The sequence below is a fragment of the Streptomyces sp. NPDC088910 genome (genome assembly GCF_044749865.1).
Taxonomy (GTDB): domain Bacteria; phylum Actinomycetota; class Actinomycetes; order Streptomycetales; family Streptomycetaceae; genus Actinacidiphila.
The window spans coordinates 454,744-480,624 of the sequence record NZ_JBIVIV010000006.1; the positions used below are offsets into that span (position 1 = coordinate 454,744).

A 25,881-nucleotide genomic window follows, 5' to 3' on the forward strand; every position below is an offset into this window, starting at 1 on the left:
GGACCGGCCTGTTGGGCCAGCTGCCAGCAGTTGTTCCACTCCGCCTCGAGGAGTGGGGCACGGGACCGTCTGCTTCCGAGGTCGGCGTTCTTCGTGAACCGCCCCTCGTCGAGCGGCATAGTGCTCTTGCCTCTCCGGCCGGTTCGGTCACCTCGGAGACCGAAGGACACATCGGGTCACCAGGGAGTCGATTGTGGAAGCCGCCGGTAGCCGGGTGTGCGATTCCCTCTCGGCGAAGCTGCCTGGATCATCCCTGCCACCGGGCCGCCGGAAGACGCAGTGAAAGGTCGCTACTCTGGATCATGCACGCCCGTCGGCACGCGAGAGACCACGAACGGCTCATCAAGCATTCCGAATTGCTGATCACCTGGACCGCCATCACCTTCATGACCAGGTGAATCACACACCGGTTGCGCTGGATGACCGCAGGGGAGTCGCACGGACCCGCACTCGTCGCGACGTTGGATTGGAGTGGCTGCCGAGCCCGACGGACACGCCAGCCGGTCGCACTTACGGGATCCTTGAAGGCGGCTCAGGGCTCAGGAGCATCACGTACCCGCCAGGTCAGTCGGTGTCGAGGTCGGTGTTGCTGGGTTGGGTGCCGGTGAGTTCCCAACATTCCGCAACCGCTCAACCTCCCTGCGTGCCTCGGCGACCGCCCAGCGTCCAACTCGTCGTCGGGTGGGATGTCCGCGGCGTCGAAGCAGGCGTCGATCGGGCGCTCGTCGCATTCCCTCGCCTGACCGCCATCGGCTCGACCAAGGACACCACCACCCTGGCCAACTGGCAGCGCACCCTCGACGACGCAGGACAGCCCACCCGCGTCGACGTCAACCGGCTCGCCAAACCCGACAGCCACCAGTACTACACCTACGACCAGGCCGGCCGGCTCCTGACCGACTGCACCGCATCCACCCAGGCCGCCAGTTGCCCCAACACCGCCGGCACCACCTACACCTACGACGGCGTCGGCAACCGCACCACCGCCTCCAAAACCGGCACAGGACTGCAGCACACCTACACCGCCTACGGCCAGACCACCCAGACGAACACCGCCACGAACCCGGCCGCCATCCCCTTCACCTATACCGACCAGTACACCGATCCCACCACTCCCGCCGCCAGACTTGACCTCCGCGCCCGCAACTACGACCCCACCACCGGCCGCTTCACCTCACGCGACCCCGTCCAACAGCGCGCCGCCCAGCCCTACACCTCCGACTACACCTACGCCGGCAATGCCCCACCTACGGCATCGCCCCCTCCGGCCAGAACTGCCTGGACCCCATCACCAGCCGCATCAAACCCATCGGCAGCGGCCTCAAAGAAGGAGCCGAACTCCCCTTCACCGTCATAGGCGACCTCACTGACGCGGTCACCGGCCGGAACGGCGGCGCTGGCGGATCGACACGTACCTGCCGATCCGCCCTGCCTACCGCCTGTGCCTCCGGACCCTCCGGCGCCGACGGCACGCTCATCCACACCCGCACCGACAACATCGCCGACGGCAACAGCATGGCCGCGACCGCCACATACACCGACGACTCCCAGAATCGCCTCACCGACGCCCGTGAAGTGCACTGGGACTCACTGGGCGGCGATCACTTCTGCTTCGACGCGGCCGGAAACCTCACCTCCCGCGGCTTCAGGTCCTGCCCGGGCACCACCACCTACAGCTACAACGACGCCAGCCAGGTCACTGCAAAGAACGGCTCCACCACCGGCTGGGCCTACAACGCCGACGGTGACGAAACCGCCGCCGGCTCATCCGCCGGCGCCCGCACCGGCGAGACCTGGTCGGACTTCAACCAGCTCACCTCCCTCACTACCGGCGGGACGACGTACACCGCCGCGTACTCCGGCACCGACAACGGCGAACGCACCCGCCTGGGCACAACAACCTTCCACAACGGACCCGAAGGCCTGGCCGCCTCCACCACCGCAGGCAACGACCGCGGATTCACCCGCGACCCCCAGGGCACACTCAACTCCATGAGGACCGGGGGAAGTTCGTACTACTACCTCACCGACGCGGAAGGCTCCGTCGTCGCCCTCGCCGACAACGCCGGAAACCGGGTCGACAACTACCACTACGACCCCACCGGAAGCCCCGAGCAGGGCCCCACCACCACCGAAACTGTCCCCCAGCCCTACCGATTCCAGGGCACCTACCTCGACCCCACCGGCCTGTACAAAATGGGCGCACGCTACTACGACCCCACCCTCGGCCGCTTCACCCAAACCGACCCCTCCGGCCAGGAAACCAACCCCTACACCGCCTTCGGCAACGACCCCACCAACCACACCGACCCCAACGGAACGAACTGGCTGGACACTGCAGCCGAATGGACCGGGCCGGTCGGTGACATCCTCGTGGCCGGCTACCACGCTGCCACAGGCGATACTGCCGCAGTGTGGGGTGACCTCGCTGGCGTGGTCACCGGAGCCGCAGTCGGCGGCCTGTGTGAGTCCCTGGCGATAGCTGCGGCTCCTGAGACGGCGGGTATATCACTATCGGCATCACTAGAGTGCTACGCGGCAGCAGGCGCCGCCAGCTATTCCGCAGGCAACGCCGTGTCCTGACAGATCCTTTATTGCGTCACAAAGAAATAAAGGCAGGTGGCGTGGAGATGGCTATCTCCACGCCGCCCCCAGTCCATAGGAGTTAAAAATGCCAGAAGTCGGGTGGACGGCAGAACAGCACGCGGGAATCAAAAGCTACCTTCGCTTTGCTGGTATCGCCGCATTCTTCGGTGTCATCCTGTCGGTAGTACTGATCTGCATGGGCAACTCGGGCGGATGGATTTTGCTTGCATTTCTTCTATGTCTTGCACTTGTTGCGATTCCGTTTTTTCGGAAAAAATTCAAGGAACAGCCTCGCTGACCATTGCATCCGTTAAGAATTGGGCTGTGAGAGGCGGTACTCACCGGGCACACGGCCTCGGTGATCGTAAACCTGTCACCGGTCACGTTCTGGGCCCGGCGGTGCTGAACGCGCTGTTGGGCGGGCACCGGCCGCTCGCGATCTGACAGCGTCACCTGCTGGTGGCCGGGCCGCTGCACTCACAGGTGCGGCGGCTGTCCAAGATGTCGAGGACGTTCGAGCATCGGGACCTCACCTGCGGCCTGGACGAGGCATGTGCCGGGGACCCCGCGGGTTATCGGCAGGCGGAGGGGAGCCGTGAGCAGCCGCAGCCGGGGCGGTGATCGTAGGTCAGCCCCTCCGCGAGCACAGTCGCAACAACTGACCATGCCTTCGTGTCGCGTCGCCGGGGCGCAGCAAAGTCGTAGCCGGCGAAGACGAGCTGTTCACGACAGCCAGGACAGATGCGCTTCCGGATCGGCCATGTGCTGCCTTTGAAGGAGAACCGGCACGCGATGCATACGTAGTGCCGGAAGGCGCCGTTGAACGCCTGGTAGCACATGGTCTGAGAGGATACGCATCGTCCGCGGGCGGGCCCAACGGGATTCCTAGAGCCCGATCTGGCCAGTCGGCCGCCCGGTCAGTGTCCGCGCCACCACACGATGGGCCGGACGCACAAATAGCGGGACAACCCTTAGGGTGACGTTCCCTTGCAAGGAAACGTCACCCTAGCTGGATTTCACTGCTCTTCTACAAACACTTTCCCGCGACCAAGGCGTAGATAGCGGCGGCGAGACTGAGAACACCGACCCACACGAAAAGGGTGCGGTTGACAAACTTGAGAGTTTTTCCTGCCACCTCGCCACTATGCCGAGTGGCCGCCTTGGCAGGTCCATTTGTAGCGAAAAGAGCCAAGGCGATGAAGATTAGCCCAAATGCGGTCGCAAATATGACGAATCCGATCATCGCCAAATCTCCTCTCTATATGAATTCAACCTCTTGTCGTTTAGCCGAATTCCCTATTGACAAAATCCTCGCCAGCGTAGGAGGCAAATCCTTCGGCAACGAGACAGCCAGTTCCCACCACAAGTCCGCCCACGCCGGTTGTTACTCCGAATCCCACTGCGTTCGATGCGCAGGTCGCACCTGTCATGGCACCCGCAGCTTCTCCGGCCAGTGAGGCGACGGCACCCACGTAGTTGCCACTGCGGATGTTTGTACCGATGTCGTACACGGTCTTGATCTTGTCCAGACCATCGACGAGATCGCCCAGAACATTCTTTCCGGTGGGATCGGTGTTGTTGATGGGGTCGTCCCCGGCGTAGGCGTAGCGGTTTCCCTGGGCTGGGTCGGCGAGGAACGAAAGTGCGTCCTGGCTGGTGAAGCGGCCGGTGGTGGGGTTGTACCAGCGTTGGCCGTATTTGATCCAGCCGGTGGTGCGGTCGTAGGTGCCGCCGACGTAGCGGTAGGGGTTCTGGGCTGCGGCGGAGCCGGTGGCGGTGGTGGTCTGGTAGGCGCCGTAGGGGTCGTACTGGTAGACGGTGGAAGTGACCGTGGACTGGTTGATGAATTCCACGGGGCTGCCGAAGCCGTCGATGATGTAGTACGCCTCGGTGCCGGTGGTGGTGCGCAGGACCAGGGGCTGGCCGGTGGTGGGGTCGTGGTCGATGTAGGCGGTGCCGGCGTCGAGTGTGACCTGTTCGATGACGGGCTGGCCGTTGCCGTCGGGGCGGCCGTAGACGTAGTCGACGTTTTGGCCGTCGTCGGTGGTCTGGTGGGTCAGTTCGGTCTGGCTGGTGCCGGCGTAGGTGTAGGTGCCGGTCCCGGTGGAGGTGGTGGCCGCGGTCATCTGGCCGGCGCCGTTGTAGGTGACTGAGGACAGCGACGGGGTTTTCGTGAGGTTCCCGGCGGCGTCGTAGGTGTAGCCGCTGGTGGTGATCTGGTTGGCGGCGTTGTGGGTCAGGGTCGTGGCGCCGGTGGCGGTCGTGCGGTTGCCGCGCGGGTCATAGCCGTAGCTGTACGTGGTCCCACCTCCCGAAGTCGCCACTGACGTCAGCCGGTTGCCCGGGTCGTATCCGTAGGTCGTCGTTTTCCCCGTCAGGTTGTCCTTAGACCACTGCAGGAGGCTGCGGTCGTCGGTGGTGGCGGTGGAGCAGGTGGTGCCGGGGGTGCCGCCTGCGGCGCGGCAGTAGGTGACGTCGAACTGGCGGGTGGGTGAGGTGGCGGGGCCCTGGTCGGCCCAGACTCGGGAGGGGCGGCCGGAGGCGTCGAAGCCCTGGTGGACGTGAGCCTTGTAGATGGTGTGGTTGGCGTCGGTGCCGTACCAGGTGTCGGTGCGGCGGCCGTGGTCGTCGTAGGCGAAGCGGATCTTGGTGGAGGCCGGCGCTGCGGTGACGAGCTGGGTGAGGAGGTTCGCGTCGTCGTAGCTGTAGGTGGCGGTGCCGCGGGCGTCGGCGACAGTAGTCAGGTTCCCTGACTTGTCGTATCCGTAGGTGAGGGTGCCGCCGCCGGAGGTGGCGGTGCGGGTGGCGAGGCGGCCGAGGTCGTCGTAGGTGTAGGTGGTGGTGCCGGTGGCGTCGGTGCGGGTCTGGACGCGGCCGAAGCTGTCGTAGGTGTACCCGACGGCGTGCGTGGTGTCGGAGTACGTCAGTGACGTGATCCGGTCGGCGTCGTCGTAGCCGTAGGTGGTGGTGATGTTCCGGCCGTCCTTGGCCGTGGCGAGCCTGCCGTAGCTGTCGTACGTATAGCTCTGGGCGCCGAGGGATCCGCCGGTCACCGGGGTGACGGAGGTGGCCTGGTGGGTGGCGGAGTCGTAGCCGTAGGTGGCGCTGGTGCTGTTGCCCGGGTCGGTGGAGGTGGCGACGGTGCCGTCGCTGTTGTAGGTCACCTTGGCGACCGCGGCGTTGGCGTCAGTGGTATGGTCGCGCTGCCCGGCACCGGAGTAGTGGTAGGAGCTGCTGTTCGACTGCGCGTCGGTGGACGCCGAGGGCAGGTACTTCGTCCCGGCAGCGGTGTTGCCGTAGAGCGCGGACTGCGACGAACCCGTGGGGGAAGTCGTCTTGGTCAGCGACTCGCCGCCGTTGGCGTCGTACTCGTTCGACGAGGTCGATGCTCCGCTGCCGGACCCGACAAGTGGTCGTCGACGCTGACACACGGCTGGTCGTTGCGGTCGGACGACCAGTGCCGGGCAACCGCAACGACTGCAAGGCATGGGCAGAATCGGGTGCGAAGGCAGCCGTCGGCAGGACCACGACCATCGCCGACGGCGGCTACCAGGGCACTGGCCTGGCGGTCCCGCATCGTCGGCCCGCGGGCGGCGAACTGTGCGGATGGAAGCATGAGCACAACCGCTCCCACAAACAGGGCAGGGCTCGTGTAGAGCACGTCTTCGCGCGCATGAAGACCTGGAAGATCCTTCGCGACTGCCGACTCAAGGGTGACGGTGTCCACTACGCGATCTTGGGTATCGCCCACCTGCACAATCTTGGTCAGGCCCGCTGATCGGACGGCCGACCGGCAACCAGGAGCGCACAAGATCAATTGCGGGACAGCCCTTACTCCCTGAGTGTCGGCGTTCCGCCTCGATGCGCGCGATAGGGGCGCTGCCGCTGATGATGGCCACGGCCCGGGGCAAGGGGCCGGAGAAACTTCCCCTCTTGCGAGTCTTCTTCCCGCTTCCCCCGGGAACGTTGCTGTGCTCATCGGTGTACTCGCGCCCGGTGTTGCGGCGGTCACGCCGTTTGGGAGCGGGTTGAGGTGATCACGATGGATGTGTAGGGCATGGTGGCGTGGCCGCCGAGCTTGTCGATCGCGGTCCCGGCGCTGTCCAGGACCTCCGCCATTTTGTCTGCGGGGAGTTGGGTGAGGCCGCCGAAGGTGGGGAGCTGGTCGAGCCACTCCTCTCGGGAGTAGGTGCGCTCCCAGGCGAAGCGCCACTGTTCGGGCTCGCTGAAGCTGCCAGTCTGCCGGATCCCGTCGGCGATTTTCGCGAACAGCGGCTGGTAGGCGTCCACGGCCGAGCCCTTGAGCAGGCCGGGGTTGAACGGGGAATCGGGGGCGACACGTTGGAGTGCTTCTGCGAGGGCGTCGATCACCTCGGCCGGGAGCTGGGGGACGTGGTGGAAGGGGGCGAGTCGGCCGCCGGGCTTAAGCACCTGGGCCGCCTTGGCCGCGCCGGCGACGGGGCCCACCCAGTGCCAGGCGGTGCCGGCGATGACCGCGTCGAACTGCCGCCCGGCCGGCTGCCAGTCCTCGAACCTGGCGACCTCGACCTCGATACGGCTGCGTCGTGCGAAGGCGGCCATCCGCGCGTCGGGCTCGACACCGAGCACCGTGCAGCCGGCCGCCTGGAACTGCCGGGCCTCGATGCCGGTCCCGGCTCCGACGTCGAGGACGTGCCGGCCGGGGCTTGCCGCGACGATCCTGTCCACCAGGGCCTGGGGATACGGCGGTCGGGCGCGGTCGTAGCGTTCGGCGTCCACTCCGAACGACTCGGCTGTCTGCCGGTGGCGGTGGGGCTCGGGGCCGGACTCGGCCGACTGTCCCTGCGATAAAGTGGGCATGCGCCCACACTAGTGGGCGCATGCCCACTTGTTAAGACAGAGCGGCACGGAGAGGGAGACAATGCCGTCAGGGGTGCACATCCACAACGTGCGCGGTCAGCTGTTCGAAGCCGCCGAGCGTGTCCTGCTTCGGGACGGGCCTTACGCGTTGACCAGCCGGGCGGTCACGGAGGAGGCGAACTGCGCCAAGGGTGTGCTGCACCGGCACTTCACCGATTTCGACGCTTTCCTGGCAGAACTGGTCCTCGACCGCGTCCGCGACATCGAGGACCGGACCACGACTCTGCGCGCGGCCGCCGGCACCGGGAGCGTGGTGGACAACCTCGCCGACGCGCTGCAGGATCTGTTCGGGCCGGTCACGGTGGCGATCGTCGCGCTCATCACTTTCCGTGACGGCCTCCGCGCCCGGCTGCGCGAGGCCGGTCTGACCGGCATCCCACTCGCCATGCAGGGCACCGCCATGATCGCCGCATACCTCACCGCCGAGCGGGAGTCGGGGCGTCTGGCCGGTGACGCCGACATCGACACACTCGCCCCCACCCTCGTCGGGGCCGGGCACCTGCTATTCGCCGACCGGACAAGCGCCCCACCGCAGACCGCCGCCGTCCACAAGATGGTGACCACCGTCATCGCCAGCGCCTTGCGACCACTCCCATCGTGACCTGAGCGCACAGACCGCACGTCGCCGCCAGCGGCAGACAGCTCCCAGATGAATCGTACCGGGAGCAGCATGAGGCGCAGTCAGAAGCAAAGAGCGGAATAAGGGGGCGCTCTCTTCCCCCCGCACGCCCCGGTGTGAGCGCCCGCACCTTTCCGCCCGAGTCCCTCTTCACGCAGAGATGCAGAGAATCCCGCCCCATCGGAGAGCCTGCCGTGCCGGAGAAAAGCGGCACTTCAGTGAGCGTTTTCAGAGTGGCCGCCGATGGGGTGATGGCGGCGAGGGTGCGACGCGCGAGGCACCCGTGCCGTTGAGGGAGGTGTTCGACGTCTCAACTCATCAGCGCAGGTGCCTCGTTGGTTCCCTGTCCTGCCGCACTCGATCTGCCTCATCGAGGGCGGCCAGAACCCCGACGACGCGCTGATGGTCCGGCGTCAGCGCCGCCACCCCCATGCCTTCACTCCCTGGCCGGCATCACCGTCCCCGGCACCGCCCCACCCCTCAACGACGGTGAGAGCGCCTCAACCCGCTGCCGGACCCACGTCCCCCTCACGATCCTCCGGCGAACCCACTGCCGACGACATCACCGAACCTCCACGACCGAGACGACATGTCTTGTCCTGTCGGCCACGGAACTCACGACGCCACGCCTGACCAGCGGAAAGTCAGCGATCCGATGGGGAAAGACAACGGCCTTTTAGAGATCGTCTCAGTTGGTCAACCTCCGGTAGCAGATGAGGGTCGCGGCGATGCCGGCGAAGGCGAGGAAGTGCTCGGCCTTGCGTTCGTAGCGGCGGTGAAGACGACGGCACCCGGACAGCCAGGCCACCGTCCGCTCCACGGTCCAGCGGTAACGGCCGAGACGCTGGGAAGATTCGATGCCCCTGCGCGCGATGCGCGGCGTGATGTTCCGAGAACGGAGCCATTTCCGCAGGTGTCGTAGTCGTAGCCCTTGTCTCCGTGCAATTTGGCCGGACGGCGGCGACGCGGTCCACGGCGGGAGCGGATGGGCGCTATGCCTCGGACGAGGGGTTCGAGACCCTGGCTGTCGTGGGTGTTGGCAGCGGAGATGCCGATGGAGAGGGGCAGACCTGTCCGTTCTGTGATCAAGTGGATCTTCGAGCCTTTCTTGCCGCGATCAACAGGATTCGGGCCTGTCAGCTCCCCCCTTTGAGGGCTCGCATGTTCACGGAGTCGATCGCGCACCTCGACCAGTCCAGCTCCCCGCGGGCGCCGAGCTCGTCCAGCACCAGGCGGTGGAGCTTCGCCCACACCCGCGCCGCGGTCCACTCGGAGAACCGCCGGTGGACCGTCTGCCATGAGGCACCGAAGACAGGCGGCAGCTGCCGCCAGGTGCACCCTGACGTGGCGACAAAGATGATCGCGGCGAGCACCGCGCGATCGTCGACCCGTCGACGACCGCCGCCTTGCGGCCGCGTGGGGACCTGCGGTCTCACAGCCCGGAACAAATCCCATAGTCCCTCTGGCACCAGCCTCTCAACGAAGGCCATCGAGTACAGCCCCCTCCATCGGTGCCGGAGCCACCGAGGTGTCCGGAGCAATAGTCAAGACTTGTGGGTGGGGCTCTCCGACTCGGATGCGGTGATCTCGTCGGTCGCGAGCCGGGCTTCTTCGCGCAGCTCCGGGTCGGGGTGGTCGAGGAACGGCTCGATCAGCGGCCGGGCCCGCGGGTTGTGGGTGGCTCCCAGGATGTAGATCGTGTGGGCGAGGGGTTCAGGTTCCATCGTCGACAGAGCGGCCGCCAGCGGTTCGACGAGGTCCAGGGGCAGGTGGTGATGGTTGAACGCCTCGCTGATCGAGTTCAGAGCGGACTCGCGGACCCTGGCCACCGGTTCGTTGACGGCCAGGCTGACCAGGCGGGCGACGACCAGGCGGGCGGTGTCCGTGTCGAGTGCGGTGCCGCGCAGGAGGTCCCCGAGACCGCCAGCGGCGACATCCCGGCGGCTCGGATCGTGGTCGGTCAGCCCTTCGAGTGCCGCGAACATGTCGTTCATGCCGCCACCTCGGACCGCTCGACCAGGACGCCGTTCTCGAAGCGTGCGCCGGCGCGGACCAGGGGCACGAGGTGGGCGCCGGTGATCGCGCGCCATCGCGCCTGGGCGGACTCGACGAGCTTGAACACCATCGCGAGCGCGGCCGCCGGGCTGCCGGCACCGCGTGTGACCTTGGTTCGGAGCTTGACGGTGGAGAATGTCGACTCGATGGGGTTCGTGGTCCGCAAGTGGATCCAGTGTTCGGCCGGGAATTCGTAGAACGCGAGGAGTTCGTCCCGGTCTTCGGTGATCTTCGCGACGGCCTTGGGGAACTTCGCGCCGTAGGTCTTCGTGAACGCCTCGATCGCCTTCTCGGCGTGGCCGCGGTCCTCCGCGTTGTAGATCTCCTGCATCGCCTTCACCGCGCCGGGTTGCGCGGATTTGGGCAGGCAGTTGGTGACGTTGCGGGATTTGTGAACCCAGCACCTCTTCGGCCTGGCGGCTGGGAACACCTCGGCGAGCGCCCGCCAAAGGCCCATCGCGCCGTCGCCGATCACCAGCTCGGGGTCGCGCATGCCGCGTCGGCGGCAGTCCCGCAGCAGGTCGGCCCACGACTCAGTGGACTCCCGCAGGCCCTCGGCCAGGGCGATGAGCTCCTTGGTGCCGTCCAACCGGACGCCGAGCAGGACCAGGACACACGAGTGCGCCTGCCCGAGCCGGACCTTCGGGTGCACGCCGTCGGCCCACACGTAGACGAAGTCCCGGTCGGACAGGTCCCGGGTCTGGAAGACAGCGTGGTCGTCGCTCCACTGCCTGGTCAGCCGGGTGATGGTGGCCGGCGACAGGCCTGCGGCGCCGCCGAGAAACTGCTCCAGGGCGGGGACGAAGTCCCCGGAGGACAGTCCGTGCAGGTAGCAGCGGCAGCACCTCGGAGATCTTCGGGGACTTGCGGCACCACGGCGCGAGGATCTTCGAGGAGAACCGCTTGCGCTCGCCCGTGGCATCGTCGACGCGTCGGTCATTGACCCGCGGGGCCCTGACCTCAACCGGGCCGGCAGCGGTCACCACGGTGCGGGGCCGGTGGTGGCCGTTGCGGACCACCAGACGGTGCCCGCGCTCGTCGGTCTCGGCAGTCAACTCGGCTATGTACTGGTTGACTTCCGCCTCCAGCGCGGCGGCCAACATCCGCCGGGCACCCTCGCGGACGATCTCGTCGATCAGGGAGCCGGTCTCGGTGGAACCATCGGCATTCACTACGCTGAGCAAGGGCGTACCTTCCCGACCTGCGCTGCAACGCGGGTCTACTCGGTGACTTCTCGATCATCACCCTGGAAGGTACGCCCTTCACGTGCCCCCAGGAGCTGATCCACAAGTCCTGAGCATTGCTCCGGCATGTTCAACAATCCGCACTACGCCGCCCGCTGGGACGCCAAGCGCCAGGGGTACGCCCAGCACGGGATCCTTCCCGGCCCCGGCGGCGGCCCCTCCGGAATCCTGCTGGTCACCGACGACCGCGACGGAGTCTACGAGCCCGCCTGGGAGGCGGAGTTCAAGGCGCTCTAACGGAGCCAGTGCCCTCCACAACACCCGTCGCCGACCCCGGTCCTGACCCGGCTGATCGAGCTCAAAGCCACTTCGGGCCAATTGGATCTGTCCTTCGTACCAGCCCGCGCCGCAGACTGCCGCTGGTGATGTCGAAGAAGCTACGCGGGAGAGTGCAGGCATGACAGGGAGTTCCCTGAGCCACCAGTTCGGCGGGCATCCGCACGGGTCCGGTAACAGGCAGCCTCGTGTCGCCATCATGGATGTGGGGTTGGGCATGTTGGCCACAGCCGCAGCGGTTCGACGATTGCGTCCTGATGCCGATCTGGTGCTGGCTACCGATCCGGATGGCATGCCCTGGGGGGTGCGCTCCCCGGAGGATCTGCGAGGGCGGGCGCTGATGGTGGCTGAGTCGGCCTTTGCCTATGAACCGGACTTGTTGATCGTTGCCTGCAACACGGCGACTCTGCATGCTCTGCCTGCTATCAAGGAATACCTCGAGCCGAGAACGCGCGTGGTGGGGACGTTGCCCCCAGTCGAGGCCGCAGCCGCAGCGGGTGGTCCGCTGGCGGTGTGGGGCACCGCAACGGGGATCGGCAGCCCGCAACTGCGAGACCTCATAGAACAGTTCGCGGCAGGCTTATCGGTGACGCAGGTCGCATGCCATGGTCTGTCAGATGCGATCGAACGCGCAGACAGCGCAGCCTTGGCAGATGCCATCGCCACCGCTGTGGAACGTACTCCGGTCGATGTTCAGGCGGTTGCGCTCGCATGCACGCACTACGAACTGGTCGCTCCCCAGATCCACGCAGCTTTGCAGGCCGCAGGCAGAAGCGCGCCCGTTCTCCATGGTTCGGCGGCCCAGTTGGCTAACCAGGCCCTTGTTCTGTTGGGACTTCAGCCGGACCCAGGTGTGCCAACGACCGGGAGTCTGACGGTCTTGCGCAGTGGCCGGACGGAGTCTCTTCCCCAGGCTGCAGGCGCATACCTGGAGGGCCGCGTTTTGCAGTCATTCCCCGCTGTGGACACAGGCGTGGCCTGACGAGCCGTAGCTGCTGCGCCGGAGCCCCTTTTCCACAACTGGTCAGTTGATCCTGCTGGAGTTGGTGTGAAGCTTGCAGAGCAGGTGAGCGAACACGAGGGCGTACGTTCTGACAGCTATCGCTGGGTGGTTCTCGCGATTGCTACGTTCACCCAGGCTTGTGCTTGCTTCTTCGTCCAGGGCATCGGATCGATCACCGTCGTCCTGCAGCGTGATCTGCATCTGAACACGACGCAGATCGGGCTGCTGGTGACTTCCGCACAGCTGATTCCACTGGCGGGACTGCTGGTGGCAGGCGAGCTGCTGGACCGCTATCCCGAACGGTGGGTAGTGGGCGGAGGCAGTGTCATCGTGGCCCTTGGACTTTTGGCTGCGGGCTTGGCGCCCGGGTATGGGTGGCTGCTGGTGTTCTTGCTGATAGTGGGAGCGGGTTACAGCACTGCTCAACCCGGGGGGAGCAAGTCGGTGGCGTCGTGGTTCGCTCCCTCGCAGCGCGGGTTCGCGATGGGCATCCGTCAGGCCGGCTTGCCTTTGGGCGGTGCGCTGGCGGCGGCGACTCTCCCATGGCTGGCGAACTCTTACGGCTGGCGGGCCCCGCTGGTGGGCTCAGGAGCGCTGGCACTGGTCGGCGGTGCAGTCTTCATGGGGTTCTACCGCTCACCCGCTGTTTCCTCGACGCCCTCAAGGGACGGTCGCTCGGTTCGTGAGCAGGTCGCGGCGCGTCTGGACGTGGCCCGCACACCGGAGATGGTCACCATCATGCTGTCCGGAGTGGCCATGACGTCGGTGCAGTACGGGCTGCTGCTGCTGACGGAGCTTTACCTGCATGCAACGGCATCGGTGACCGCAGGCGGTGCTGCTTCCTATCTGTTAGTGGCCCTCAGCTTCGGTGTCGTCGGGCGGATCACGCTGGCAGCCTGGAGCGATCGCTCCTCCAGCCGGTCCGTACCCGTCCTGACGTGTATGAGTTGCACGATCGCTGGTCTGGTGGCCCTGGCATGGGTGCCGTTGCATTCCGGGCTCGTGATCGGTTGCCTGATGGCCTGGCTCGGGTTCTTCGGGTTCGGCTGGTACGGGCCTTGGGTGGCCTACGTGGCGGACTGCGCACCCCCGGGCAAGTCCGGCTTCGCGCTGGGGTGGGCGATGGCGGTCAACCAGATTGCCGTGATCCTGGTGGCGCCGGCCCTTGGGTTGGTGAGAGACACAACCGGGAGTTTCACTCCCGACTGGACCGCCCTGTCCCTGCTCGCTCTTACTGCCCTGGGCGCGATCGGCTGGAAGAGCCGAACCCGCAGACCCGCCTGATCGGCTTCAGCGGTCTCACACATCGCCGAGGAACCCGTACGCCTGTGCGCCTGCCGTTGCCATCCAGGGCCCTCTGGAGGGAAGTTGACTGACCGAAACCGCCCGCCGTCCACCGCAGGTACCAAACGGAGCCTGGGGAGCAAGCAACTTTCTGCCCTGCTCCCGCAGTCCTCTGAGCGCGAACTCTCCTATCGGATGCTGGCCGATGCCATCGGCCGGCTCATCCTGGACGGACAGATCGCCCTGCGGGTCCGACTGCCGTCAGAACGCGGTCTCGCGGTTGTCCTCGGTATAAGCCGCACCACTGTCACAGCTGCCTACAACCGCCTGCGGGAGGCCGGGTTCGCGCACAGTCAGCGCGGCTCGGGTACGTGGACAGCCCTGCCCAGCGGCCGGACGCTGGCAAATATCGCCCGCACCGTCGCAATCGACGGTGCCACGATCGATCTCGCTCGCGCCGCGCCAGGTCTATCGGACGATGTCATCGCCCAGGCTCTGATCGCGGTGACACCGGATCTGGCCGCCCACGCCCGCACCCCGGGCTATCACCCGCACGGCCTGCTCGAACTCCGCGAAGCCATCGCCGCGCACTACACCGTGCGAGGTCTTGCCACCACCCCCGAGCAGATCCTTGTCACCAGCGGCGCTCAGCATGCACTCACCCTTGTCCTCTCGCTCCTCTGCGGTCCAGGCGACCGCGTTCTCATCGAAACTCCTTCCTACCCCAACGCACTTGAGGCCCTGCGCCGGCACCGGTTGCGCCCGGTGTCGGTGCCGGTCGGCGACCATGGTTGGGATACCGGTGTCCTGGACGCCACGCTGCGACAAAGCGTCCCCCATCTGGCTTACCTGATCCCCGATTTCCACAACCCCACGGGCCTGTTGATGCCCGACGCGACACGCGCCCATCTCCTGCACGTTGCGCAGCACACCGGCACCTGGCTCGTCATCGACGAAACCCTGGCCGAAGTCGCCCTCGATGTTCCGCCGCCCGTACCGTTCGCGTCGCACGCTCCCCCTCGCGATGCTTCACGCGTCATCACTCTCGGGTCGATGAGCAAGACCTATTGGGGCGGGCTGCGCATCGGCTGGCTGCGTGCCCCCTCCGACCTGGTCGACGAACTCGCCTCGGAAAGGATCGCCAATGATCTCGGCGGTTCTGTCCTCGACCAGCTCATGGCCCTGCATCTACTCAAACAGGCAAGAACACTGCTGCCGCCCCGCTTGGAGCAACTCCGCCTCCAACGAGACGCCCTGAACGCCGCACTCGCCACGCACCTGCCCGAGTGGTCCTGGCATCTTCCCCCAGGCGGCCTGTCCCTATGGGTAGACCTCGGTCATCCGATTGCCAGCACCATCGCCGGACAAGCCCGCGACCGCGGCATCCGCATCGAGAGCGGCTCCTGTTTCTCCATCGACCCTGGTGTTTGCGAAACCCGTCTGCGTATTCCCTACACCCTGTCCCCTGCTGTATTGAACGATGCGGCCGAACGCCTTGGTGCAGCAGTCGCAGAGGGCGGTACCAACCCGCCGCCGCGCCGCCGACCGCAATGGATTGCCTGAAGGCATGAATGGTCCCCAGCAGTCCGCTGACCCGGCTGCTGGGGTGAGGTGCGCAGGTAGGCGTGGCCGCGCTCGGCGTAATGAAGCGGATAGGTTCCCAGCGACTATCGCGGCACGTGATCAGACGGTTGTCGCGGTGAGCCCGCTGGTGACCGCCGGTCCGGGTCCTGCGGAGCGGTAACTGGGTTCGGTGACGAAGTGAGGCAAGGGTTTCCGTGCTGCAGACCGACAGGAGCCGCGCCTTGGGGGCAGGTGGGGCGGTCGTACGCGTTGCGGACATGTCCGGCCGGCAGCCGTCGCAGAAGCACAAGGCTCGGCGTAGCCGGTGGTGAGGTCGCCTTCGAAGTGCCTGGGATCCTGGATCGGCTGCTTCCACTGACCGCTGTCTGGTCAGCGTGCCGCGGCCGACGAGTACGAGTGGGGCAGTTCGTGATTCTTGCGGGCCGGCGGCTACGCCGGGAGCGAGTTGCTGGGCCGCTAACCAGATCTAGCGCGGTGGCGGTCGGCCGCACGGGCGCGGGGACCGACATGATCTGCCGATGTTTGTTCAACTGCCGCGATACGCAGTTGAACAAACCGCTGTCAGGCACCAGCCATGGTTGATCGTGGATCGGGCACCGGTCATGCTGTTCTTCCAGTCTCTTCTGGAATCGCACATCGAAGAGAACCGAATCGAACACTAGACGAATTTTTATGAGGCATCCCCGAAATGACAATTCTTGGCATATCGCACATAGAGCTGCACACACAAAGGGCTTCTACCAATATCGCCTTTTTGATGTCCCGCCTCGGGTTCACACGGGTCGCTGACGTGGTTGAGGTCGACGGGAGCTCCGTTCTTCTCAGACGCGGCCAGGCCCATGTGATCGTGACTTCAGGCTGGGCGGCAACTCAACCGGCGCGTCAGCCCGGTCCGGTGGTGGCGGGCATCGCCCTGCAGTGTGAAGACGTACACGAAACTGCCAGCGCAGCTGCCGCTTGCGGTGCCATGGTCGAATCGGGTTCACGTGGTCAGGTCATCGTGCGGACGGGCGGGATACATCACACACTCACGCTGGAAGGCCCTGAGGCAGCCCTCTCCCTGGGTCAGCGCAACTGGATACCGCATCCCCACACCGTGGAGCAGGCGGCCCAGGCCCACATAGGCGGTATAGAACTGGATCTCGGCGGGGATGAGTTCGATATTTACTCCGCCCTGTGCGAGAAAGCCTTCACCATGACAAAAATTGACTCGCCTATCAATGGTTACCGAAGGCTCCGCTTTTACACCAGCGGAGCGGACCAGATCGAGTTCACTGTCACAGACCGCCGTTCATCGGCAGCGGGATCCAGTTCCGGCGTGACGGGGATATATTTCCTCTCCGGAGGAACATCTCCGGGAATCCAGGAAGACAGCAGGCAGGGGCCGCCAGAATTTCGGCCATGCCGGGCAACGTGGCGAGGCTGGGCAGTGGACAGGGACTTCACGCTGAGATGCGCCAGGCGCACACGCTTCCGGTGCAAGGCCAGCCACGTTGGGCTCAGTTTTTCCGTCATCACCCTTGTAACGGGGAATGAGTTCTGGCCTGCCGCGGCCCCCTTCCCTCCCGTGCGGGTCCCCGCATCCAAGCCTGTGCAACGGTCCTTCTCAGCCAGTCCGGACCGGCCTGTGCGGGATTCCGGGCCGGTCTTAGCCCGGCTGGCAACCATCGCCGCATGACTGGCTGTTAGCAGCTCTAGACAGATGGCAACGATGGCACGACCATGAATGCTGCACACATCGACTGACGTATGCCCTAGACGTATTCACAGTAAGCCGGATACAACCGCCGAGAACGCACGTGGGCCGCCGGGACAGCCGGACCGCTCGGTGCAATGCCGTCGGAGCCGACTGACACTTGTTGTGTTCCTGTCGTGAGCAGCAAAACATGTCCTATTTGTGAAAAATGACCCCGAGGGGGAAGGATGTCTCAACCTGATGTTGAGACAGACGTTCCAGCACCACAGTTCGGACCAGCAGCGCGAAGAAGACCGGCCAGCAAATCCACATTGCCGACTGGCAGAGCACCGACAGCTTTCGTACCGGTCACGTCAGTTCTGCCCGGGGAGTCACCACGCTTGCGGGGGATCGACCAGGAGCACCTCAACAGGCTGGTGGAAGTGGAGGAACCTTTCCCTCCTATCGTGGTGCATCGGGTGGGCATGCAAGTGATTGACGGCATGCACCGTCTCCTGGCGGCCGTTGCGAAGGGCCTTGACGTCATCGAGGTGGAGTTCTTCGACGGGGCACCAGAAGACGCCTTCCTGCGTGCGGTCGAGAACAACGTCGCGCACGGCCTCCCCCTCTCACTCGCGGACCGGCGGGCGGCCGCAGCTCGGATCATCGCCTCCCACCCCCAGATGTCGGACCGTGCTGTCGCGGCGGCCTCCGGGCTCGGCGCGAAGTCGGTTGCCGCGATCCGCCGGCGCTTACCTGCCCCTGGACAGCCGCTGAACGCACGCGTCGGGCGCGACGGCCGGATGCGCCCCGTGAACAGCACTCAAGGACGGCTGCGCGCCGCTCAGGTACTCAAGGAAAAGCCCGACGCCCCGGTACGTGAGCTGGCACGGATTGCCGGCATTTCTCCTACGACAGCAAGCGACGTGCGCCGCCGCGTCCGAGCTGGCGAAGTGCCTGTCCCGGAGAGACAACCGCCCACCCCTGCGCAGCCGGATCCGATGCCGCCATCTGAAGGCGGGGCTCCTTCCGCGGATGAGCCCAGCAGTCTTGTGCTCGAAAAACTCACGACCCCACCACCGGCCAGCCCCTGGTCCTGCGCACCACCACCGGCACCGAGGCGTACTACGTCATCGACGGCTTCGGATCCCCCGTGGAATTCATCAACCAGTCCACGGTCACTTCCACCGTCTATCAGTACGACCCCTACGGCGCCTATCAGACCACCACCGCCACCGGCTCCGCAGCGGCCCAGAACCCCTACCGCTTCGTCGGCGGGACCTACGACCGCACCACCGGCTGGATCAAATACGGCCAGCGCTGGTACAACCCCACCACCGGCCGCTTCACCAGCCAGGATGCACACTCCTTCCTCGCCGACCCGGTCCAGGGAAACCGCTACGCCTACGCCGGGGACGACCCCATCAACAACGTCGATCCGACCGGCGAGGTGCCCTGGTCGAAATACGCGACGTCCTGCTTCAAGGGTGGAGCTCAAGGAGCGCTCGTCGCAGGACTCACAGGAACCGCCACCACGGGAATCGGCCTCGCCACTGAGGCCGCGACCGGCTGCGCCATCGATACAGGGCTGGACATCGTGGGCGACTACGGGCCCAGCGGTTCCGGCGACGCCTCCGAAGCCGTGAGCTTCCTCAACGACGCAAAGGACGCCTTCAAACTAGGGGCAAGCCTGTTCTGACCTGGTACGCCTGGGGCCGGGTACCCTTGCCCGGCCCCTGAACCGAAAGGAACCCGGTGAATATCTTCGTCTGGCTCGTCATCGTGGTGGTTGTCGCCGCCCTCATAGCATTCCAACTTTTCATGCGAACCGGAGGTATGCAAAAATACAGGAAACGGAGGGGCAAAAAGTGGTGACCGATAGCACGGCAATCAGCTCCGGGCAGGGGACCGAACCCCAGGCGTATTATTTGGCTTTCAGCGGGGCCGTTCTGGGAATAACCGTGCTCGTAGTTGCCCTAGTGGCTTTCTTCTATTTTCTTATCGTTCTACTCACTCGAAAGCGCTAGGAGAACCAAGCCGTATCGGGAGGGGCCGGAACCACCGTCAAATGCGCGAAAAACGCGCTGCGCAGCTCGTAGTCAGTCAGCCACCAGGAGGAGCAGTGAGCACCTACAGGACCAGAGTCGTTGCGTGGTTCGCATCTGTGGCTGTGGCCATAGTGGCTATGTTCCTGTTCGTCCCCTGGGCCCAGGACGAGCTCAGCAAGCCACTCCGCGTCACTATCGCAATCGTCCTCCTTGTTGCAATCCTGGCATCGCTGATCTGGGTCAGCCGAGGACAACGCAACAAGAAATGACCGGGAGCATTGATCTATGAGGGAAGCGGGAAATTTCATTTCCCGCTTCCCTCATATTAAAGAAAATAGCAGATCGAACCCTTCTGTTTTCATCAGAGGTGGCGAGAAGGCCAATATGCCGACCTCGCCCGGCGGCCGACTCTTCAGCCGCCGCCCTGGGACTCGCCGCTGTCAGTGAGCCTTTTCCATCATGGGTTTGAGCTGGTCAGATGCAGGGTGAGGACGGCTTGGATGAGGCTGGTGATCCGGGTGGTGGAGCACCGGAGTTTGCGCAGGAGTCGCCAGTTCTTGAGGGTCGCCATGGCCTGCTCGACGAGGGCGCGGATTTTCGCGTGGGACCGGTTCACCGCCTGCTGACCGGCAGAGAGGGTCTCCCATCGTCCCCGGTACGGGATGCGGACGGTTCCGCCGGCGCCGCGGTAGCCCTTGTCGGCCCAGCAGGGGATGTCGGCCTGGGCGAGGGCGTCGATGATGCCGTGTTCGCGGGCTGCTCGGATGTCGTGGACGGCGCCGGGCAGGGCCGGTGAGGCCCACAGCAGTCGGCCGGACGGATCGGTGAGGACCTGCACGTTCATGCCGTGTTTGTTGTGCTTCCCGGAGTAGAAGGGCCGGTCCGCGGCGATGCGGTCGATGGGCAGGAGCGTGCCGTCCAGGAGGACGAACGCCTTCGTCGACGCGGCGCGCACGGCATCGGCCAGGGTGGGTGCGAGGGCGGCCAGGAGGTCCACGGCCTCGGTGACGTAGCGGTATGCCGTCGTGGTCCCGATTTCGAACCCGGCCGCGAGCTGGGCATACGGATGGCCGTTGCGGAGATGGACGAGAGTGAGCAGGGCCTGGCGGCCGGCACTCAGGCGCCGCCAGCGGGTGCCGCGTTCCCGGCGGCGCTGACGGAGCTTGGCGGACAGGAAGCGCAGGGCAGAACTGGACACGTCGACGCCCGACGGGTAGACAAGCACACGAAGCCTCTGGTGGAGACGGATTTCTTGGTCGAAAACCCATCTACCAGGGGCTTCGCCACGTTGTCACCCCAACTGCACGCGCCCACCGGCAGGTTGGAAAAGGCTCACTGTCCGAGTACGGACTGTCATGCCTCAAGGGCGGTGCGCAGAGCGCTGTAGTCGGCCTGTACACCGGAGCGTCCGAAACAGGATATAGAGCAGTAGGTGCTTTCGCCGGCGGATGCGCCACCAACGTCGGCCTCGACATCCTTGAGGAATATGGCGGGGAGCAAGGAAGCGGCGCTGCAGGAGCAATCGATTTCCTAGGAAACGTCAAAGACGTGGTCGACGTGGCTAAGAGCTTCCTGTAAATAATGGTCGGCGCCGGGGCGAGATTGCCCCGGCGCCACTCACAGCAAGGAGTATGCGATGCACGGTGTGGTACTGGTCATCGTCATCATCGCGGTCGCGGCAGTGGCGGGCTTCGGAATGTGGGCACAAGGGACCGGCATGCGTGACTACATGCGACGCAGGCGAGGAGGGCGGTGAGCGCTGTAGGCGGCTGGCCCGGCGTACTCGGAGCCGGGACCGCAATCCTGGTGTTCCTGGCTCTCTATTTGTTCATGGGCGGGCGGGGGCATAAAGATTAATCCCTTTCGCTGAGCTCCTTCGGTGATGCCGTAGATAAGGTGGGCGAGATCGCTGGATATGCAGAGGGTTGCCTCGCAGGAATCGGCGCCGCATCAGAGAGTGGCATCGTTGAATACGCCCGCCTCTACGGCCCGGTAGGGACTGGTGCAGCATTGGTGGGTAGTTGCGGCGTTGGTGTCGCAACCGCCGAGTACAACGCCGACATTATCTCATACGGATGAGAAAGGAGACTTCTCCTGAAATCGATTGGCTTTCCTTCTTCATAGTCGGATAGCTAGGGATACTGGCCGTGCGCCACAGGGATACTCTGTGGCACACGGCCAACTAGACTGCCGTCTACTTTCTGACCCTGGACCAACCCTATCCGCAGGGTGCGAAATGGTGAAATCCGAACGAAACATGGCGTGTCGGATGGTGATCTTCATCATTGCCGCAACGATCGCTTCCGTATTTCTAATTTTCCAAGGAAACGGAAAGGAAGGAGCCGATACCGCTGCCCAGCGAGGCGGCCGGGGTCCAGCCGAACTCCTGCCGGTAGCAGGTGGACATCCTGGACCCCAAAGCCGTCCTTCCTGCCCGGTGGGCCCTGAACGACGTAATCACCACCGACGGCACCTCGTGGGGGGCCCGCTCCAGCACATCCGGGATCAGCATCGACTCCCACGGCCGAATTTTCACCGTCGACGGGGCCTCCCTGGCCCAACTGCTGGTCCAGGTACGGCTGCGGCTCCCGACAGCCCGTCACGTTTTTAGCACCCTTCTTACGGGGCGGGCGTCGGCGAGCGTGAGGTACTTGCGGTCCTGGTAGATGCGCCCGGGCTCTTTCCCGGCGGAGATCCACTCGGACAGCAGGTTCGCGGCGGGCCCCTCCTTGAGATCGGCGGCCAGAGCTGAGAAGCCTCCCCACAGTTCGATCATGCGCCGGGCGTAGCGGCCCTTGTCGACTCCTCCAGGGTGTTTCTGAATTCCCGAAGTCCTCGACTGCTATCTGGCCCCAGGCCGGGGTGACAGTCGTCGCGGCGATCAGGGGTGCTCATGTCCATCGCCTCTTCTTTTTTCCTCCGCCTAACTTCCATGTGGCAGAGAAACGTCTGGGTCGGACGACGTGAAGATTCGTCAAAGGCTGGCACCAGGAGCGCGAAAGAGCAGTGACAAGTTGCCAGCGTCATTTCAATGCAGTCGACCATTCCTTATCATCAAAGATGATCGCTACATAGTCAGGCCGCTCGGCTCCCTTGACGGCGATACGCATCTTCCAGTCACCAGCCCTGGGCAGCCGCAGGGTTTCGTTGTCATACTCCGTTGGGGTCATAATACTCACAATTCCAGAAGTGCACGAGAAAATTCCGTCGAAAATTGTTCTCGCACCTGGCGTATCGGCAGCACCGAGTCTGACTTCAACGGTCACATCCCCATCCGTATCGTCGACTGTGCCAATCATGAAACTCCCGGGAAGCCACACTAACGGCTCATCACCCGTCTCCCATTCGGGCGCATCTGAAGTGCCGAAATCGCGGACCATGATCTGCCTGTACTCTGGCGTCATCGTGATTCTTTTGAGGACTCTGCTCACATCTAAACTCCATAATCAGTGAAGCCCGTGCGGCAACTTCACATTGATGACTTTTACGAGATAACGTTGACCGTGCCGAACTGGAGTGTTCTGGTAGAAGGTGCTGATTTTACCTCCTTGGATGCTGTTCTCCGTGCCCGGAACTCCCATGATCTGGGACCTAGTACGGCAGCTGTAGATCGTGATCTTGTCCTTCGAGTGGCCCTCTATCCTGCCGACCCGCCTGCTGAGTCCTCTGCGCCGTCGACGACCGAACGAACGCACCTCATCCAGTCCTCCCAGGCAGCGGGGTCTGTCGTTCCGCCGTCCGCCTCGATGCCGATGTCGCCCAGGAGCGTGAGAAGGTCGTCCCCGGCGCGGTTCGCGAACTGCCACACGAACCGCGACATGGCGACGAAGGCCTCGCGCTCGTTCAACTCGTAGCGACTCATCAGGGCTTTCCAACCTCGGGCGGAGCCCGGTAGTCCAGGGCCGAGGGTCGTGATCTGCCTGCCTGGGCAACAGCGCGGCCACCGAAGATCATCGTGGTTTGTGAAGACAACGAAGGATCAAGCAGTGGCCGCAGGTCACAGCGTAGACGTTGAACGATGGCAGGTGATGTTCGAGGGCCTGATGGCCCGCGTCGCAGGTCGGTTCGCCCGGGTGGAACCCCGCCGCCGCGCCCGCTCGCTGGTGCTGGGGCTGCTGTCGGATCTGCCGCGCAAGAATTGCTGGACGATCGCGGAGCATGCCGGAGACACCACCCCCCACGGGATGCAGCACCTACTGGGCCGTGCCAAGTGGGACGCCGATGCGGTCCGCGACGACATCCGCACCTACGTGGTGGACCACCTGCGCGACGAAGAGGCGGTCCTCGTCGTCGACGAGACCGGCGACTTGAAGAAGGGCATCGCGACGGTGGGCGTCCAGCGCCAATACACCGGCACCGCGGGCAGAATAGAGAACGCGCAGGTAGCGGTCTACCTCGTTTACTCCGCGCGGGCCGGACACGCCGCCATCGACCGGGAGCTGTATGTCCCGCGTTCCTGGACCGAGGACCGCCAGCGGTGCCGGGCGGCCGGCATACCCGCCGCTGTGGGCTTCGCCACCAAGCCCGCTCTGGCCGCACAGATGATCGCCCGCGCCCTGGACTCCGGCGTCGCGGCGCGATGGGTGGCAGGTGACGAGGTCTACGGCGGCAATCCGACCCTTCGCACCGCACTGGAACGCCGCGAGGTCGGCTACGTCCTCACGGTCGCCTGCGACCACCAGATCGCCACGAGGGGAGGAAGACTGCGGGCGTCCGCGCTGGTCAAGAAGATGCCCAAGCGGGCCTGGCAGAAGCTCTCCGCCGGGACCGGCGCGAAGGGCCACCGCTTCTACGACTGGGCCGTGGTCCACATCGCCGATCACCGCCCCGGACACCACCAACTCCTGGTCCGCCGAAACCGGCGCACTCGCGAACTCGCCTTCCACCGCTGCTATTCGCCCATCGCCGTGCCACTGTCCACACTCGTACGGGTAGCCGGGCGCAGGTGGACGGTCGAGGAGACCTTCCAGACGGGAAAGGAACTGACCGAATTGGACGAACACCAGGTCCGCCGGTGGACGTCCTGGCACCGCTGGGTCACCCTCGCGATGCTCGCGCACGCCTTCCTCGCCGTCGTCACCGCAGACGAACGCACTCACCGGCCCGCACCAGATGGGCTGATCCCATTGAGCAGCAACGAGATCGCGCATCTGTTCAACAGACTGATCGCACGGCCCGCCCACGCTGCAGCGCACCGCCTCCGCTGGTCCCACTGGCGACGACGCCACCAAGCTCGCGCCCGCGACAGCCACTACCTGAGACAAGCAGCAGCTCAACCATGATCACGATCTACAGCTGCCGTACTAGGTCTGGCGTCGCTGTCGACGACCAGCTCAGGCTCGACGAGCACGAGCAGTTGCGTACCGCCCGCGAGCGGTGGAGTAGCAGCGGCAGCGCCCCGCAGGTGCGGCAGGACCTGGGGGTCTGCGCCAGACAGGGGTGCTGCACGCGGTCCCGCGTCTTTCGGCGACGAGCGTGGCCCCGGCCGTTGTCTTGACGCCGAGGCGACTGGACAACGATCGGCGCTCGATGACACGTGTCACGTGATTCGCGCACACCCGACCCCCTGACCTGCGGAGATACGGGCATCCGCAATCGGCTCTCACAACCTCTCACATTCGAAACGGACAATCTACGCGCCAAAAGCCTGCCTCCACATCGTGGAAACAGGCTTTGACCTGCAAAAACACCGTCGGGACGACAGGATTTGAACCTGCGACCCCTTGACCCCCAGTCAAGTGCGCTACCAAGCTGCGCCACGTCCCGGTGCTTGGTCGGTCGGGGTGGTGGCCCCGGGTGACCGTGCACGAGAACGATACCGCACCTCGGGGGGTGTTTGTGCGCAGAGGGGGTGGGGGCCGGGGCGGGGGGAGTTGAGTAGGGGTACTCATGTGGGGTGGGGCGGGGCGGGGGGAAGGTCGGGGCATGACGAAACCGATTCAGCAGGAGACGACGGCGGCGTATGCGGCGCAGGCGGCGATCTCGTTCGCGGTGGCGCTGGGGGCCATGGTGGTCGGGGTGGCGTATCTGCCGGTGGGGGGATGGGAGCGGGCGTTTCTGGGGCTGGGACTGCTGTATGTGGTGACGGCGGCGTTCACGCTGGCGAAGGTGGTGCGCGACCGGCAGGAGGTCGGGCAGGTCGTGAGCCGGGTGGACCAGGCGCGGCTCGACAAGCTGCTCGCGGAGCACGACCCCTTCAAGATGGAGGGCATCTAGGTGTATTGACCTGGAGGGTTGTTGACGCGGGTGATGGGTGGCTGGCCGCCGAGTGCGGTGTGGGCGCGGTGGTGGTTGTAGGTGTGGAGGAAGTCTGCCAGGGCTGCGGTCCGCTGGTCGTTGGTGGTGTAGGGCTGTTGGTAGGCCCATTCGTCGAGCAGGGTGCGGTTGAAGCGTTCGACCTTGCCGTTGGTCTGCGGGCGGTAGGGGCGGATGTGCTTGTGGGTGATGCCGGCCGCTGTCAGAGCCTGGGTGAAGAGCTTGGATTTGTAGCAGGAGCCGTTGTCGGTCAGGACGCGTTCGACGGTGATGCCGTGGGCGGTGAAGAACGCGTGGGCTCTGGTCCAGAAGGCGATCGCGGTGTGCTGGCGTTCGTCGGGCAGGGCCTCGCT

22 protein-coding genes, 1 tRNA gene and 4 pseudogenes are annotated in these 25,881 nt (G+C 65.1%); 14 read left to right on the top strand and 13 right to left on the bottom strand.

The annotated features are described in order from the left end of the window. Window positions 1-281 precede the first annotated feature (281 nt). The 4 genes and pseudogenes from ACIP4Z_RS17145 to ACIP4Z_RS17160 all read left to right on the top strand — a co-directional run. Window positions 282-395 (top strand): annotated as a pseudogene (locus ACIP4Z_RS17145) (IS5/IS1182 family transposase); the annotation flags it as partial. Between the two features lie 248 nt (window positions 396-643). After that, a complete protein-coding gene (locus ACIP4Z_RS17150) occupies window positions 644-1,357 on the top strand; it encodes an RHS repeat-associated core domain-containing protein (protein ID WP_401308847.1) in 714 nt (237 codons plus the stop codon). A 158-nt stretch (window positions 1,358-1,515) separates the two neighbouring features. Further along, window positions 1,516-2,583 carry an RHS repeat-associated core domain-containing protein gene (locus ACIP4Z_RS17155; RefSeq protein WP_401308850.1) on the top strand — a complete coding sequence of 356 codons (1,068 nt, stop codon included), beginning with the start codon at window positions 1,516-1,518 and terminating at the stop codon, window positions 2,581-2,583. 88 nt (window positions 2,584-2,671) lie between these two features. Then, entirely contained in the window at window positions 2,672-2,884 is a 213-nt protein-coding gene (locus ACIP4Z_RS17160; RefSeq protein WP_401308853.1) for a hypothetical protein, read from the top strand. 729 nt (window positions 2,885-3,613) lie between these two features. Here the strand turns inward: ACIP4Z_RS17160 and ACIP4Z_RS17165 are convergent. Beyond that, window positions 3,614-3,829: a hypothetical protein gene (locus ACIP4Z_RS17165; protein ID WP_401308855.1), complete on the bottom strand. Its 216-nt coding sequence runs from the start codon at window positions 3,827-3,829 to the stop codon at window positions 3,614-3,616. Window positions 3,830-3,869: 40 nt separating this feature from the next. Then, window positions 3,870-6,074 carry an RHS repeat-associated core domain-containing protein gene (locus ACIP4Z_RS17170; RefSeq protein WP_401308858.1) on the bottom strand — a complete coding sequence of 735 codons (2,205 nt, stop codon included), beginning with the start codon at window positions 6,072-6,074 and terminating at the stop codon, window positions 3,870-3,872. Between ACIP4Z_RS17170 and ACIP4Z_RS17175 the strand changes: the two are divergent. Next, window positions 5,993-6,364 (top strand): annotated as a pseudogene (locus ACIP4Z_RS17175) (transposase); the annotation flags it as partial. The gene ACIP4Z_RS17170 and the pseudogene ACIP4Z_RS17175 overlap by 82 nt on opposite strands. Window positions 6,365-6,594: 230 nt before the next feature. Here ACIP4Z_RS17175 and ACIP4Z_RS17180 read toward each other — a convergent pair. Next, window positions 6,595-7,425, bottom strand: coding sequence for a class I SAM-dependent methyltransferase (locus ACIP4Z_RS17180; protein ID WP_401308861.1), 831 nt, complete (start codon window positions 7,423-7,425; stop codon window positions 6,595-6,597). 73 nt (window positions 7,426-7,498) lie between these two features. Between ACIP4Z_RS17180 and ACIP4Z_RS17185 the strand changes: the two genes are divergently transcribed. Beyond that, window positions 7,499-8,086: a TetR family transcriptional regulator gene (locus tag ACIP4Z_RS17185; protein ID WP_391051476.1), complete on the top strand. Its 588-nt coding sequence runs from the start codon at window positions 7,499-7,501 to the stop codon at window positions 8,084-8,086. Window positions 8,087-8,792: 706 nt separating this feature from the next. On the opposite strand, the pseudogene ACIP4Z_RS17190 reads toward ACIP4Z_RS17185, so the two are convergent. The 3 genes and pseudogenes from ACIP4Z_RS17190 to ACIP4Z_RS17200 form a co-directional block, all read right to left on the bottom strand. Then, window positions 8,793-9,594: pseudogene (locus ACIP4Z_RS17190) on the bottom strand (IS5 family transposase). 54 nt (window positions 9,595-9,648) lie between these two features. Further along, a complete protein-coding gene (locus ACIP4Z_RS17195; protein WP_391052713.1) occupies window positions 9,649-10,098 on the bottom strand; it encodes a HEAT repeat domain-containing protein in 450 nt (149 codons plus the stop codon). Then, window positions 10,095-11,343, bottom strand: a pseudogene (locus tag ACIP4Z_RS17200) (IS256 family transposase). The gene ACIP4Z_RS17195 and the pseudogene ACIP4Z_RS17200 overlap by 4 nt, the downstream one beginning before the upstream one ends. Window positions 11,344-11,469: 126 nt before the next feature. On the opposite strand from ACIP4Z_RS17200, the gene ACIP4Z_RS17205 reads away from it, so the two are divergent. The 5 genes from ACIP4Z_RS17205 to ACIP4Z_RS17225 all read left to right on the top strand — a co-directional run bounded on the left by ACIP4Z_RS17205 (window position 11,470) and on the right by ACIP4Z_RS17225 (window position 17,228). After that, window positions 11,470-11,640, top strand: a complete 171-nt coding sequence (locus ACIP4Z_RS17205) for a hypothetical protein (protein ID WP_401308864.1) — start codon at window positions 11,470-11,472, stop codon at window positions 11,638-11,640. A 160-nt stretch (window positions 11,641-11,800) separates the two neighbouring features. After that, window positions 11,801-12,661, top strand: a complete 861-nt coding sequence (locus ACIP4Z_RS17210) for an aspartate/glutamate racemase family protein (RefSeq protein WP_355342780.1) — start codon at window positions 11,801-11,803, stop codon at window positions 12,659-12,661. A gap of 66 nt (window positions 12,662-12,727) precedes the next feature. Further along, window positions 12,728-13,966, top strand: a complete 1,239-nt coding sequence (locus ACIP4Z_RS17215; RefSeq protein WP_401308867.1) for an MFS transporter — start codon at window positions 12,728-12,730, stop codon at window positions 13,964-13,966. Window positions 13,967-14,161: 195 nt separating this feature from the next. Next, window positions 14,162-15,529, top strand: a complete 1,368-nt coding sequence (locus ACIP4Z_RS17220; RefSeq protein WP_355342785.1) for a PLP-dependent aminotransferase family protein — start codon at window positions 14,162-14,164, stop codon at window positions 15,527-15,529. Window positions 15,530-16,238: 709 nt separating this feature from the next. Further along, window positions 16,239-17,228, top strand: coding sequence for a VOC family protein (locus tag ACIP4Z_RS17225; protein WP_401308871.1), 990 nt, complete (start codon window positions 16,239-16,241; stop codon window positions 17,226-17,228). A gap of 389 nt (window positions 17,229-17,617) precedes the next feature. Here ACIP4Z_RS17225 and ACIP4Z_RS17230 read toward each other — a convergent pair whose 3' ends face one another. Next, window positions 17,618-17,842, bottom strand: coding sequence for a hypothetical protein (locus tag ACIP4Z_RS17230; RefSeq protein ID WP_401308874.1), 225 nt, complete (start codon window positions 17,840-17,842; stop codon window positions 17,618-17,620). A 536-nt stretch (window positions 17,843-18,378) separates the two neighbouring features. Here ACIP4Z_RS17230 and ACIP4Z_RS17235 point away from each other — a divergent pair. Then, entirely contained in the window at window positions 18,379-18,924 is a 546-nt protein-coding gene (locus ACIP4Z_RS17235) for an RHS repeat-associated core domain-containing protein (protein WP_401308877.1), read from the top strand. Between the two features lie 806 nt (window positions 18,925-19,730). Here ACIP4Z_RS17235 and ACIP4Z_RS17240 read toward each other — a convergent pair. The 4 genes from ACIP4Z_RS17240 to ACIP4Z_RS17255 form a co-directional block, all read right to left on the bottom strand. Further along, the gene (locus ACIP4Z_RS17240; RefSeq protein ID WP_401308880.1) at window positions 19,731-20,498 is read right to left on the bottom strand and encodes an IS5 family transposase; all 768 of its coding nucleotides are present in this window, start codon (window positions 20,496-20,498) and stop codon (window positions 19,731-19,733) included. Window positions 20,499-21,872: 1,374 nt separating this feature from the next. Beyond that, window positions 21,873-22,049 (bottom strand): hypothetical protein, encoded by a 177-nt coding sequence (locus ACIP4Z_RS17245; RefSeq protein ID WP_401308883.1) that lies wholly within the window; start codon window positions 22,047-22,049, stop codon window positions 21,873-21,875. A 247-nt stretch (window positions 22,050-22,296) separates the two neighbouring features. Then, on the bottom strand, window positions 22,297-22,704 hold the full coding sequence (locus ACIP4Z_RS17250; protein WP_401308885.1) for a hypothetical protein: 408 nt from the start codon (window positions 22,702-22,704) through the stop codon (window positions 22,297-22,299). Window positions 22,705-22,910: 206 nt separating this feature from the next. Continuing rightward, window positions 22,911-23,135 carry a hypothetical protein gene (locus ACIP4Z_RS17255; RefSeq protein ID WP_355342741.1) on the bottom strand — a complete coding sequence of 75 codons (225 nt, stop codon included), beginning with the start codon at window positions 23,133-23,135 and terminating at the stop codon, window positions 22,911-22,913. 181 nt (window positions 23,136-23,316) lie between these two features. Between ACIP4Z_RS17255 and ACIP4Z_RS17260 the strand changes: the two genes are divergently transcribed. Further along, the gene (locus ACIP4Z_RS17260) at window positions 23,317-24,555 is read left to right on the top strand and encodes an IS701 family transposase (RefSeq protein WP_401308923.1); all 1,239 of its coding nucleotides are present in this window, start codon (window positions 23,317-23,319) and stop codon (window positions 24,553-24,555) included. A gap of 410 nt (window positions 24,556-24,965) precedes the next feature. Here ACIP4Z_RS17260 and ACIP4Z_RS17265 read toward each other — a convergent pair. Further along, window positions 24,966-25,039: transfer RNA gene (locus ACIP4Z_RS17265), tRNA-Pro, on the bottom strand. 159 nt (window positions 25,040-25,198) lie between these two features. Here ACIP4Z_RS17265 and ACIP4Z_RS17270 point away from each other — a divergent pair. Next, window positions 25,199-25,489, top strand: a complete 291-nt coding sequence (locus tag ACIP4Z_RS17270) for a YiaA/YiaB family inner membrane protein (protein WP_188280171.1) — start codon at window positions 25,199-25,201, stop codon at window positions 25,487-25,489. Here the strand turns inward: ACIP4Z_RS17270 and ACIP4Z_RS17275 are convergent. Further along, window positions 25,486-25,881 (bottom strand): integrase core domain-containing protein (locus tag ACIP4Z_RS17275; protein ID WP_401308890.1); only part of this gene is annotated, 396 nt, incomplete at its 5' end. The two genes, ACIP4Z_RS17270 and ACIP4Z_RS17275, sit on opposite strands and share 4 nt — an antisense overlap.